11 protein-coding genes and 1 riboswitch are annotated in these 12,256 nt (G+C 61.7%); of the genes, 7 read left to right on the top strand and 4 right to left on the bottom strand.

Annotation, left to right across the window (positions count from 1 at the left end):
* Positions 1-44: 44 nt before the first annotated feature.
* Positions 45-129, bottom strand: a riboswitch (ZMP/ZTP riboswitch).
* Positions 130-173: 44 nt separating this feature from the next.
* Together purU and ACX80B_RS15965 are read left to right on the top strand one after the other, a co-directional pair.
* Positions 174-1,040 (top strand): formyltetrahydrofolate deformylase, encoded by an 867-nt coding sequence (purU, locus tag ACX80B_RS15970; RefSeq protein WP_459297935.1) that lies wholly within the window; start codon positions 174-176, stop codon positions 1,038-1,040.
* 83 nt (positions 1,041-1,123) lie between these two features.
* The gene (locus ACX80B_RS15965) at positions 1,124-1,642 is read left to right on the top strand and encodes a gamma carbonic anhydrase family protein (RefSeq protein ID WP_459297933.1); all 519 of its coding nucleotides are present in this window, start codon (positions 1,124-1,126) and stop codon (positions 1,640-1,642) included.
* A gap of 14 nt (positions 1,643-1,656) precedes the next feature.
* Here the strand turns inward: ACX80B_RS15965 and ACX80B_RS15960 are convergent, their stop codons facing one another.
* Entirely contained in the window at positions 1,657-2,136 is a 480-nt protein-coding gene (locus ACX80B_RS15960) for a hypothetical protein (protein WP_459297931.1), read from the bottom strand.
* 98 nt (positions 2,137-2,234) lie between these two features.
* Between ACX80B_RS15960 and ACX80B_RS15955 the strand changes: the two genes are divergently transcribed.
* The 3 genes from ACX80B_RS15955 to ACX80B_RS15945 are packed head-to-tail and all read left to right on the top strand — an operon-like array spanning position 2,235 to position 5,270.
* On the top strand, positions 2,235-2,858 hold the full coding sequence (locus ACX80B_RS15955) for a helix-turn-helix domain-containing protein (RefSeq protein WP_459297929.1): 624 nt from the start codon (positions 2,235-2,237) through the stop codon (positions 2,856-2,858).
* The gene (locus tag ACX80B_RS15950) at positions 2,855-4,126 is read left to right on the top strand and encodes an MFS transporter (protein WP_459297927.1); all 1,272 of its coding nucleotides are present in this window, start codon (positions 2,855-2,857) and stop codon (positions 4,124-4,126) included. The genes ACX80B_RS15955 and ACX80B_RS15950 overlap by 4 nt, the downstream gene beginning before the upstream one ends.
* Positions 4,127-4,172: 46 nt before the next feature.
* Positions 4,173-5,270, top strand: coding sequence for a Gfo/Idh/MocA family protein (locus ACX80B_RS15945; protein WP_459297925.1), 1,098 nt, complete (start codon positions 4,173-4,175; stop codon positions 5,268-5,270).
* Between the two features lie 3 nt (positions 5,271-5,273).
* Here ACX80B_RS15945 and ACX80B_RS15940 read toward each other — a convergent pair whose 3' ends face one another.
* The gene (locus tag ACX80B_RS15940) at positions 5,274-6,287 is read right to left on the bottom strand and encodes a bile acid:sodium symporter family protein (protein ID WP_459297923.1); all 1,014 of its coding nucleotides are present in this window, start codon (positions 6,285-6,287) and stop codon (positions 5,274-5,276) included.
* 163 nt (positions 6,288-6,450) lie between these two features.
* Between ACX80B_RS15940 and ACX80B_RS15935 the strand changes: the two genes are divergently transcribed.
* Positions 6,451-7,809 (top strand): hypothetical protein, encoded by a 1,359-nt coding sequence (locus tag ACX80B_RS15935; protein WP_459297922.1) that lies wholly within the window; start codon positions 6,451-6,453, stop codon positions 7,807-7,809.
* 86 nt (positions 7,810-7,895) lie between these two features.
* Positions 7,896-10,442 carry a chaplin family protein gene (locus ACX80B_RS15930; protein WP_459297920.1) on the top strand — a complete coding sequence of 849 codons (2,547 nt, stop codon included), beginning with the start codon at positions 7,896-7,898 and terminating at the stop codon, positions 10,440-10,442.
* A gap of 122 nt (positions 10,443-10,564) precedes the next feature.
* On the opposite strand, the gene ACX80B_RS15925 is transcribed toward ACX80B_RS15930, so the two are convergent.
* Positions 10,565-11,785 (bottom strand): NADP-dependent isocitrate dehydrogenase, encoded by a 1,221-nt coding sequence (locus tag ACX80B_RS15925; RefSeq protein ID WP_459297918.1) that lies wholly within the window; start codon positions 11,783-11,785, stop codon positions 10,565-10,567.
* A 126-nt stretch (positions 11,786-11,911) separates the two neighbouring features.
* Positions 11,912-12,238: a hypothetical protein gene (locus ACX80B_RS15920; RefSeq protein ID WP_459297916.1), complete on the bottom strand. Its 327-nt coding sequence runs from the start codon at positions 12,236-12,238 to the stop codon at positions 11,912-11,914.
* Between the last annotated feature and the right edge of the window lie 18 nt (positions 12,239-12,256).

Here is a 12,256-nt window from a genome sequence, read left to right as displayed (position 1 = left end):
CGAAGGTCTACAGGTCAGGCTACCGGTTTACCGGTATTCACGTGACTCCCGGCCCAGGCGTACGACCGTAATCTGCTGCTCCGCCACTCCCCGGTGGTACTCCACCTCACGCCAGTCGCGACGCTACCCACTTTAGCGCAGCAGGACGAAGCCCCGCGCGGTAGCGTTGGAGTGTGAATTCGCCGGACATTTCTTCTTCTCCGCAGTACACGTTGACCCTGTCATGCCCCGACCGCCCGGGCATCGTGCACGCGGTCAGTGGTGCCCTCGTTGCCGCCGGGTGCAACATCACTGAATCGCAGCAATACGGCAGTCCGGATACGGACAGATTCTTTATGCGGGTGGCAATGACGACGACGGCAGCCCTGCCGGATCTCGAATCCGGACTGGCGCCGGTGGCGCGGCAGTTCGGCATGGACTGGGGCCTCTACCCCGATGGCCAACCGGTCCGCACGCTGATCATGGCGTCCAAGGATGGTCACTGCCTGAACGATCTGCTCTTCCAGCAGCGCTCCGGCCTCCTGCCCATCGAGATTCCCGCCATCGTCTCTAACCACCCGGACCTGCGCGAACTGGCCGGGTTCTACGGCGTGGAATTCCACCATGTCCCCCGGAATCCGGACAACCAGGCGGAGGCTGAGGCGGCATTGCGGCAACTGGTCGCGGCCCACGACGTCGAACTGGTGGTGCTGGCCCGCTACATGCAGATCCTCAGCGATGAACTGTGCCGTGACCTTTCCGGCCGCGCGATCAACATCCACCACTCCTTCCTGCCATCGTTCAAGGGGGCACGGCCCTACGCGCAGGCCCATGCCCGCGGCGTGAAACTCATTGGCGCGACCGCCCACTACGTCACAGACGACCTTGATGAAGGGCCGATCATCGAGCAGGAGGTTGCCCGCGTGGAGCACTCCAAGACGGCGGACCAGCTCGCCCGGCTCGGCCGCGATATCGAGGGACGCACCCTCGCCCAGGCCGTGCAGTGGCATGCGGAGCACCGGGTGCTGTTGGATGGACACCGCACCATACTGTTCAAGTAACCGCGCGTCCCGGCCGACACGCACACTTATCCCTGCATCGGCCGGCGGATGTGAACCTATGTGGCATTCGCTACGCTTGGGCCATGGCTAACATCATCCCGTTTCAAGGCAAGACTCCCGCGATCGACGCCGATGCGTTCGTGGCTCCGAGCGCAACCATCATTGGTGACGCTTCGCTGGGCAAGGACGCCAGCGCGTTCTACGGCGTCGTCGTCCGCGGCGACACGGCGGCCATTAAGGTCGGAGATGGCAGCAACCTGCAGGACAACGTCGTCTTACACGCAGACCCGGGATTTCCGACGACGGTGGGCGCGCGGGTCAGCGTCGGTCACAGTGCGGTAGTCCACGGCTGCACGATCGGGGACGACTGCCTGATTGGCATGAGTGCCACGGTGCTCAACGGCGCCAACATCGGCGCCGGGACCCTGGTGGCGGCTGGCGCCGTCGTGCTGGAAGGAACAGAGATTCCGCCGCGCTCGCTCGTTGCTGGAGTACCTGCGAAGGTCCGCCGTGAGCTTAGCGACGAAGAGCTCGACGGCGTGAAAGAGAACGCCAAGCATTACGTGGAACTGGCGCGGGCGCACAAGGCGGCAACCACCTAACAAAACGAGTCGCGTCAGTCCGGATCTTCGAGGCTGGACCGGTACTCCTCGGTACGGCGGACCGGCCCCCTCGGACCTGATTGTTCAGCACCGGTTCCGGAGGCGGACCCGTCGTCCTCGCTGGGGTCATCGGTCTCAAAGCTTTTGCGCCAGCCGGGTTTGGTGCCGTCTCCACGGTCATCACCGCGACGGTCCAGCGAACTGCCATCCTCGGGAATCTCGTCAGGAGCGTCGCCGTCGTGCTCCCGGTTGCCCGTTCCAGCTGAGTCTGCTCCGGCCGAATCCGCTTCATCCGTCTTTGAGCTGCCGCGCTTGTGGTCCCATAAAACGATGATCGCCTGGATGGCGATGGCGGAAATCAGCCCAATAACGACCGCGAAGACGGCTGCTCCAATGATGTTCCAACCCCAGCTCAGCACTCCCTGGAAGACAAGATAGGTGATGACCAGAGAGACAAGCAGGACCGGACCGTCCTCGCGCAGAAGCTTTTTCATAGTCCAACTCTAACGCCGCTCCGGTGTTTCGTCGGTTCTTCTTCGCGTATTCTAAAGAACTATTGCTAAAGAACTCTTTAGAGTGTTAGTTTGAGGCCATGAAGAACGACGACGTCTCTCCGCCTTCCGCCCCAGGCGTCACCTATCGAGCCCATGAAGGTGAGCAGGTTGTCACCGACCCGGTCCGCATCCGTGCCTTGGCCCATCCATTCCGCCTGCAGCTTTTGGATTATCTCGGGGAAGTTCCGCAAGCCACCGCCACCGAGTGCGCCGAGGCGTTGAACGAATCGGTGGCCAGCTGTTCATTCCATCTGCGCACTCTTGCCAAGCACGGTTATATCGAGCCGGCGGAACGGAATGGCCGGGAAAAACCTTGGAAGGTCGTTGCGACCACCCGCTCGCAGTCGATCGATCGCGATCAGCCCGGCTCAGTTCATGCCGTCTCCACCCTGGCGTCTCTGCAAGTGAGCCGGGAGACTGCACGCATCCAGAATTGGCTGGGCCAGGCCCCTGCACAGCCTGTGGAAGACATCGACTGCACCACGGTTCACAGCAACAGCTTCTACCTGACCCACGAGGAAATCGCGGAGCTCCGTGAAGAACTACTCACGCTGGCCAAACGATTCGACGGGCGTTGGACTGACCCCGGACTGCGCCCGGAAGGATCCAGACCGGCCCGCTTGTTCGCCGTGCTGAACTTCGATCCCATCGAGGAACCGTGAACCGCGGGGGTGATCAGCTTCCAGAAAGCATCCGTGCCGGCGAGGTATCCGTCGTCGATAAGGAAAACGACGTCGGCACAAACCGGCAAGCCCTCGCCGAGCCGCAGTTCCGCCGTCTGACGATCGCCTGGCTGGTCAGCAATTTCGGTGATTCCGCCCTGTACATCACCGCCGCCATTTGGGTAAAACAACTGACCGGGAGCGATGCGGCGGCCGGTATGGTCTTTGCCGCTCTCGGCCTGCCCGCCCTGTTCGCTCCGCTGACCGGCCAACTGGCGGACCACTTCCGGCGCAAGCCCCTGCTGGTGATTAATAACGCCGCTGCTGCCGCCGTCGTCCTGCTGTTGCTGCTGGTCCGCGACGCCGACCTGCTTTGGCTGATCTACGTTGTCATTTTTCTGTACGCCAATACCGCCTACGTCACGGCGGCCGCCCAATCCGGCCTGCTGCGCTCGATGCTGCCAACACGGTTGCTGGCACCCGCAAACGGCATGCTCAGCAGTATCGATCAGGGTCTGCGCATCATTTCTCCGCTCGTCGGAGCGGCACTATTCGCTCTCTGGGGCATGGACCCGGTTGCGCTCCTCGCGACGGCGTCTTTCGCGGCGGCGGCTCTGATCCTCCTGACCCTGCGCGTGTACGAACCGGAACCGGAACCGGATCCTGAGGGTAGTTTCTGGAGGCGGACAACGGCTGGCTTCCGCTTCATCGGGCAGCACCGCGCGCTTCGCAACGCCACGCTGACGATCTTCATCACGATCGCGGCCACCGGCGTCTTGAATGTCACGAACTTTGCATCCCTGGAGGAGGGGCTGGGGATGCCGGTTGAATACCTCAGCGTCCTGGTCAGCGTCCAGGGCGTGATGTCCATTGCCGGCGGCCTGGCAGCGAGCAGCGTAATCCGGAGGGTCGGGCTGCAGAAGACTATGGCTGCAGGGGTGTTGCTGGCGGGGCTCGGCGTTGCCACACTCGCCAGCTCCTCGCTCGTCCTATTCCTGCTCGGAATCTCCTTCATTGGCATCGGCGTGCCATGGATGGTGGTCGCCTACGTGACCCTGCGCCAATCCGAAACCCCGCTCCGATTGCAGGGTAGGACGGCGGCTGCGGCCAATCTGGTTTTCAACGTCCCGCAGGTACTCATGTCTGTCCTTGCCGCCGCCGTCATCGGGCTGGTGGACTACCGGTTGCTGATCCTCGTTGCGGCTATCGCCTGCGTCCTCAGCATGATTCCCGTGCTGCGCTCCCCGGCCGCCGGGCAGGAGGCATGACCGTTCCGGAGTTTACGCAACGTGTCCGACAGGCAAGGATGGATGGATGAGCCTCTCCGTAAATACCGAGCCCTTCATCGCCGTTCCGCAGTTGTCGGCGTCCGCGAGCACGGATCCGTTGGAAGCTACCGGCAGGGTGTTGCGTTGGGGGGTGGTGGCCACAGGCAGGATCGCCGGTGCCGTGACGGCGGATATTGCCCGGCTGGCCGACGCAGAGCTGTATGCGGTGAGTTCGCGTTCGCCTCAGCGGGCATCGGAATTTGCCGCCAAACACGGCTTCAAAAAACACTACGCGGACGACGACGGCAGACGCACCGGCCGCTCCGGTTACGAGCAGCTCCTGGCCGACCCGGACGTGGACGTCGTCTACGTCGCCACTCCACACGGCCAGCACTTCGAAGTCGCGGGCGCGGCGCTGAAAGCTGGCAAGCACGTGCTCTGCGAAAAGTCGCTGACTATTAATGCCTGCGAGGCCGCAGAGCTGATCGAACTGGCCCGCGCGAACGGGCTGTTCCTGATGGAGGCCGTCTGGACGCGCTTCCTGCCCAGCGTGCAGCGGGCGTGGGACATCGTCCGCTCCGGCGAACTGGGGCGGGTCACATGGGTGCAGGCGGATCTTGGATTTCCGGCTCCGTTCGATCCGGAGGCCCGCATTTGGGCACTCAATGACGGCGGTGGCGCACTCCTCGACCTCACCGTCTATCCGTTGACATGGGCGCTCGGAACCCTTGGCCGGCCTGATTCGTGTGTAGCAACCGGTTCATTGAACGAGCACGGCGTTGACCAGCAGAATGCGCTCCAGCTCGGCTACGCCTCCGGGGCACAGGCTCAACTGACGTCGTCGTTGCTGGCAAGTTCACCGCGGACGGCGACCATCTGCGGCACCGAAGGCTGGCTGCGCACCAACGAGCCACTGCACAATCCCACTGAGCTGACCATCAGCACCGAAGCGTCCGGGCCTCGGACGGAACGGTTCGAGCAGACCGGCAACGGCTACGTCTACGAACTTCGCGAGGTCACCAGGTGCATCCAGGACGGCATTAACGAGAGCCCGACCATGCCGTGGGCCGATTCGCTCGAGACCATGCGCCTCTTCGATTCGGTCCGCGAGCAGCTCGGGGTGCGCTACCCCAACGACGCCTGACAGTTAGTTCGCGACCGTCTTTTCCATCGGCTGGACATCCTCCGGCAGGGAGCGTGCATCACGGCGGCGCCAGTAAGCGGCGAGTACGGCTCCGGAAATGTTGTGCCACACAGAGAAGATCGCGGCAGGCAACGCTGCCGCCGGCGAGAGATACTGCGCAGCCAGCCCTGCCGCCAGACCGGAATTCTGCATCCCGACTTCGATAGCCGTCGTGCGGCGTGCCGCAGTGGGCAGCCGGAACATTTTCGCGAACCCATATCCCACCGCGTAGCCCGCACCGTTATGCAACACGACGGCTGCAAAGATCAGCAGTCCTGCCGAGGCAATGCTTGCGGCACTTCCAGCAACAACAACCAGTACGACAGCGGTAATCGCCAGCACGGATATCCACGGCAGCACCGGCAAGGCCTTGGCCACCAGCTTGGGCAGGACCAACCGAACCACCAAGCCGAGCACAACTGGAATGAGAACGATCTGCACGATCGAGAACGCCATCGAACCGGCGTCGACCGGCATATAAGTCCCGGCCAGCCAGAGTGTTAGTAACGGTGTGAGCAGCGGAGCCAGCAGAGTGGAAACAGAGGTCATCGCGACCGACAGTGCGACGTCCCCCTTCGCCAGATAGGAAACAACGTTGGAGGCAGTCCCGCCCGGGCAGCAACCGACGAGAATGACACCCGCAGCAAGTTCGGGCGGCAGTCCAAGTACGACGCCGATCAGCCACCCGACCGAAGGCATGATCACATACTGGGCCACTACGCCGATGATCACCGGAACCGGACGCCTTGCAATAACAGCGAAATCGGGAGGCGTCAGGGTCAGTCCCATCCCAAACATGATGATTCCCAACAGCGGCGCAATCCACGGAGAGAACCCGGTAAACGCCGACGGCCAAAGCATTCCGGCAGCACCGCCGGCAAGAATGAGCAAAGGAAAAAGCGTCACTGCAATGGTGGCGTTTCGCTCTTCCGGCGATCGTTTGCGGGCAGTGTTTTTGGCAGAAGGCTGCGGAGTCATGACAAAAGATGTACCACGCCGGTTTTTCGCCCGTCCAAGCGTTACTCTCCCGCCATCCGAATGTGACGGTGCAATTTAACCCCAATTTGCGGGTAGACCTGACGGAATCTACGACCTAAGATGAGGTTCACGTGACTGATGTCACCCTTGGGGAGGTGAAGACGTGAACGGTAATAGAGCGAACCACATCGCCATTGCCCTGCGCGCTCTGATCCTGGGTCTTTTTGCAGCACTCGGCATCATGGTCATCGGTGCAACCAGCGCGAATGCCGACGACGGCGATCTCCTTGGTTCCCTCACGGAGCAGGTTGCCGAACCACTTGGCAAACAAGTGGCAGCGCCCGTGATTGCGGAAAGTTCGACGGCGATTATCGAACCCGTACTCGAAAAAGCCGCTGTTCCTGTCACTGAGGCTGTCGTCAAGCCTATCGTTCAGCGGGTAGCCCAGCCCCTCGTCGAACAAGCCACCAAAACAGTTGTCGATCCGGTAAACCAGGTCGCTGCTCCGGTTGTAGAACCCATCGCCAGCCAAGTTGCTGAGTCCGTTCAACACGTTGCCAAACCCATCGTCGACCAGGTCGCTGCGCCAATCGTCAGCAACGTCGCTAAGCCCGTCGTTCAACAGGTAGCCAAGCCGATCGTCAATCAAGTCGCTGCCCCGGTAGTAGAACCCGTCGTCGAACACGTTGCCGCACCAATCGTCAGTCAGGTCGTCACGCCGATTGCAGAACCGGTTGTCGAACACGTCGCCAAACCTGTCGTCCCCGTCGTCGAGAAAGTCGTCAGCCCGGTGGTCGACTCCGCGGTTGCGCCGGTAAAATCGACTCTGCAGCCCGTGACGGATTCTGTACAGTCCACCCTCGACCCAGTAAGCAAGACCGTCGGGAATACCCTGGATCCGATCACCGAGCCAGCAGCCGAACATGTTGTTGACCCGGTTATCGGCCTTGAAGAGCAGGTCAGTAAGCCCATCACCGAATCGGCCGCATCCCCACATGCAGTATCCCCCGCAGAACCGGCCGCCAATCCCGTTGAGCATGTGGTCGAAACCGATTCAGCCAATATCAACAACCCCGCGCTTCCCGTCCGAGAGAGTGCAGCGGACGTTCGGACGACATCCAACCACAAGACCGCGGACGTTACTGATGGCGCGCAGCCTTCAAGTGGCGTCAGTGTAATCGGTCCGGTCCAACTCACATCCATGAACATCGAAACATCCCCGGCGCATCCTTCCATTCTCGACTCGACGGCCCACGACGCAGCTATCGTCCTTACCTCAGCCGGCATGTCCAATTCCGACGACATTGATGCCAAAAGCACGGGCGGAAACTTCGACGTCGCAACTCCTGGTGCACCCGCCCCTGCCGCATCCGCGTCGTCGTCTGCCGGGAACGCTTCAGCTACGGCTTACCTCGCCGACTATTATCTCTTGCCCCACCAACTGGTAGGCGGGCAACAGCATCACGGTTCATGGGCATTGCCCAGTTCAACCTTCTCCGACCCTGGATTTTCACCCGACTGATTGAGCCGATCGCCGTCGCAGTGCGGACGGCATCAGGCAATCGCTGCCGAGTGCAGCAAACAATTCAATCAGTTAGGAAATCAGTCATGCGCGAATGTATTCGCAGAGGGCTCTACGGTGCCCTACTTGCTGGAGGCTTGATGGTCTTCGGTGCTGGCGCCGCCTCCGCCTCCGATCAGGCACCAACGAATGAGGACGGCGTGTTGTCCGGTAATGGGCTCGGCGTCAGTGTGGAAATTCCGGTCAACGTGGACGGTAATGCCGTCTCGGTTATCGGCGACTCCACCAGCACAGGCACAGCTACCAACGGTGAGGCCACCGGTGGATATGCGCCCGAGAGCGCCCCCGCCAACACCGAGGTCGTTTACGGTAGCGACCAACAGTTGCTTGGCGCCGGTGGCGGGATCGTCACCGACAACACCACCGAGGCCACCGTCACAGCCCCCGTAAACGTCGGCGGCAACGCTGTCTCCGGCGTCGGAGACTCCACCGCTGGCCCAGTCACCAACAGCAGCGCCGTCGGTGGATATGCACCCGAGAGCGCCCCCGCCAACACCGAGGTCGTTTACGGTAGCGACCAACAGTTGCTTGGCGCCGGTGGCGGGATCGTCACCGACAACACCACCGACGCCACCGTCACGGCGCCAGTGAACGTTGGCGGCAACGCAGTCTCCGTCATCGGCGACTCCACCACCGGCACCGCCACCAACGGTGACCATAAAGCCGACGGTCACGCTAGCGGAGCCGAAGCCGACCAGGAAGGAGCCAAAGCAGCTGCCGCTGACAACAACGGACTGCACGGGACCGGTGACGGAATCATCACCGACAACACCACCAACGCCACTGTCACGGCGCCAGTGAACGTCGACGGCAACGCCATCTCCATCATCGGAGACTCCAACACAGGCACCGCCACCAACGGTGACCACGAAACAGACGGAGACGCCAACGAAGGAGACACCACCAAGGAAGACGAAGCCGACGAAGCCGATCACGAAGGCACCGATGCAAGTTTCGGTGACGGGCTGCTCGGCATCGGCGACGGAATCGTCAGCGGCAACAACACCGACGCCACTGTCACAGCGCCTGTGAACGTTGACGGCAACGCCATCTCCATCGTCGGAGACTCCACCACCGGCACCGCCACCAACGGTGACCATAAAGCCGACGGTCACGCTAGCGGAGCCGACGCCGACCAGGAGGGAGCCAACGCAGCTGCCGCTGACAACGACGGGCTGCTCGGTACCGACGGAATCATCACCGACAACAACACCGACGCCACTGTCACAGCGCCTGTGAACGTTGACGGCAACGCCATCTCCATCGTCGGAGACTCCACCACCGGCACCGCCACCAACGGTGACCACGAAACAGACGGAGAGGCCAACGGAGCCGACGCAAAGGAAGGCGAAGCCGACGAAGCCGATCACGAAGGCACCGATGCAAGTTTCGGTGACGGGCTGCTCGGCATCGGCGACGGAATCGTCAGCGGCAACAACACCGACGCCACTGTCACAGCGCCTGTGAACGTCGACGGCAACGCCATCTCCATCATCGGAGACTCCACCACCGGCACCGCCACCAACGGTGACCACGAAACAGACGGAGACGCCAACGAAGCCGACGGTGCAAAGGAAGGCGAAGCCGACGAATCCGATCACGAAGGCACCGATGCAAGTTTCGGTGACGGACTGCTCGGCATCGGCGACGGAGTCCTCAGTGACAACGACACATCAATTGATGCGGACCTGCCGGTAAACATCGACGGCAACTCCATCTCCATCATCGGCGACTCCAACACCGGCACCGCCACCAACGGTGACCACGAAACGGAAGAGGATGCCAACGAAGGAGACGCCACCAAGGAAGACGAAGCTGACCATGACCATGAAGGCACCGATGTAAGTTTCGGTGACGGACTGCTCGGCATCGGCGACGGAATCATCACCGACAACAACACCGACGCCGCCATTACGGCGCCAGTGAACGTCGACGGCAACGCAGTATCCATCATCGGCGACTCCACCGCCACAGGCACCGCCACCAACGGCAATAACGAAGCCGAAGGCGATGCTAACGAAGGAGACGCCGCCAAAGAAGACGAAGCCGACGGTGACCACGAGGGCACGGAAGGCGAGTCAAAAGAGAGCGGTGCCATAACTGGTAGCGGCGACGCTGTGAACGAAGACAGCGATGACGCAATCGACAACGGTAATGCCGGTCAAGGCGGCGCCAGCGATGAATCAGGGAACGCCGACGTGGATAACCAGGAGGATCTTGTTGGTGCAACCGGCAACGAGGATGAAGTAATCGACAGTGGCAGCGCCGGTCAAGGTGCGGTCAATGTCGAAGTCGACGGAATCGTAGCTTCCGCCGGGTTCTCCGGAGGAGCAGGAACCGATGGATCCAGCGACGTCCGTGATTCGGCGAGTGTTGGCACGGCGTTTTCGTCCAGTGACAGTGCCGGCAGCGAGTTCGAGCTGTTCAATTTGAGCTCAGCTGCTGAGCCCGCGCCACTGGCCGACACCGGCGCCGACGTTGCATGGGCTCTGATGATGGGAGCTCTCCTGCTCCTGACTGGAGTTGCCTCGTTTCGGGTACGCCGTGTCCTTATTATGTCCGAGGTCGACTGACCTCGGCCAAGACCGATGTGTGGCTGCGCTATTCTGCCCCCGGCGCAGCCACACATCGATCAAACGCACAAGCGGCCCCGCTCCCTTGAAGTTGGGAGCGGAGCCGCGATTGGTACGTCAGTTTACTTCTGGAGGCGGGCCGCCAGATTCTCATCCAGAGCCGCAAGGAATTCTTCGGTCGTCAGGTAGTCCTGCTCACCTTCGACCAGCAATGCCAAGTCCTTGGTCATTTTGCCCGACTCGACGGTCTTGACGACGACGTCTTCCAGCGTCTCCGCGAATGTGACAACGTCGGGCGTGCCGTCCAATTCGCCGCGGTGCATGAGTCCACGAGTCCACGCGAAGATCGAAGCGATCGGGTTCGTGGAGGTGGGCTCGCCTGCCTGGTGGCGCCGGAAGTGGCGGGTAACGGTGCCATGTGCAGCTTCCGCTTCAACCGTCTTGCCGTCGGGAGTCATCAGAACGGAGGTCATCAGGCCCAGCGAGCCGAAGCCCTGTGCGACGGTGTCGGACTGGACATCGCCGTCGTAGTTCTTGCAGGCCCAGACGTAACCGCCCTCCCACTTCATTGCGGAGGCAACCATGTCGTCGATCAGGCGGTGCTCGTAGGTCAGGCCCGCCTTCTCGAACTGGTCCTTGAACTCGTTGTCGAAGACTTCTTGGAACAGGTCCTTGAACTGACCATCGTAGGCCTTCAGGATCGTGTTCTTGGTGGAGAGGTAGACCGGGTAGTTGCGCATCAGTCCGTACTTGAAGGACGCCCGCGCGAAGTCCCTGATGGACTCGTTGAAGTTGTACATACCCATGGCCACGCCGCCCTCTTCAGGCATCGTGACGACGTCGAACTTCATCGGCTCGGAGCCATCTTCCGGCTCGAAGGTCATGGTGACCTTACCGGGGCCGGGAACCTTGAAGTTGGTGGACTTGTACTGGTCGCCGTGGGCGTGGCGGCCAATGATGATTGGCTTGTTCCAGCCCGGAACCAGCCGCGGAATGTTGGAAATGATAATCGGCTCGCGGAAGACGACGCCGCCGAGGATGTTGCGGATGGTTCCGTTCGGCGAGACCCACATTTTCTTCAGGCCGAATTCCTCGACCCGTGCCTCATCCGGAGTGATGGTGGCGCACTTGACGCCGACGTTGTGCTCCTTGATGGCATTGGCCGCATCGATGGTGACCTGGTCATCCGTCGCGTCGCGGTTCTGAATGGAGAGGTCGAAGTACTTCAGGTCCACGTCGAGGTACGGGTGGATCAGGCGTTCCTTAATGAACTGCCAGATGATTCGTGTCATCTCATCGCCGTCGAGCTCGACGACGGGGCCGGCTACCTTAATCTTGGACACGCAGTCTCCTTATTTCACGGGACCGAATCTGCTCACTGGCCCCTGATTTCGTAGTGTTTCTCGTGGACAATCACGTCCAATAATGCCACAACGGCAGTTGCCGCCCCTAACCCGAAGCCCGGTAGCTCAGGCCGGAGCGATGATGGAAAAGAGCACCAATCCGCTTGCGCATCCGGACAGGACGATGGCGTCAAAGGTGCGGCTGCGGGCGGCGAAGAGGAGGCCTTCCTCCCGCCCGAAACCGCGGAGTCCGGCCAGCACGAGCAGCAAACCGGCGAGGACGAAGCCGGTCAGCCTGAAACTGGCGGTCATGGCCAGCACGATTGCCAGGATGAGTGCCGCAACCGAAAACCACAGGAACCGCCGTCGCTTGACCAACAATCCCTGCCCCACGCCATGGGATGGCACAGCAGCGCCTGCCTCGTGCGCATGCTGCTCATGCGGTTCACTCACTGATTCCTCGCTCCGGTC

The sequence above is a fragment of the Arthrobacter monumenti genome, from assembly GCF_054511255.1.
The sequence above is the reverse complement of the archived record's forward strand: the minus strand, read 5'-3'. Positions and strand labels throughout refer to the sequence as shown.

Bases quoted from the DNA above. Each gene is read 5' to 3' on its own strand.
- ACX80B_RS15955 (WP_459297929.1), top strand. From the start codon at position 2,235: ATGAAGAACGACGACGTCTCTCCGCCTTCCGCCCCAGGCGTCACCTAT.
- ACX80B_RS15965 (WP_459297933.1), top strand. From the start codon at position 1,124: ATGGCTAACATCATCCCGTTTCAAGGCAAGACTCCCGCGATCGACGCC.
- ACX80B_RS15960 (WP_459297931.1), bottom strand. From the start codon at position 2,136: ATGAAAAAGCTTCTGCGCGAGGACGGTCCGGTCCTGCTTGTCTCTCTG.
- ACX80B_RS15930 (WP_459297920.1), top strand. From the start codon at position 7,896: ATGCGCGAATGTATTCGCAGAGGGCTCTACGGTGCCCTACTTGCTGGA.
- ACX80B_RS15940 (WP_459297923.1), bottom strand. From the start codon at position 6,287: ATGACTCCGCAGCCTTCTGCCAAAAACACTGCCCGCAAACGATCGCCG.
- ACX80B_RS15945 (WP_459297925.1), top strand. From the start codon at position 4,173: ATGAGCCTCTCCGTAAATACCGAGCCCTTCATCGCCGTTCCGCAGTTG.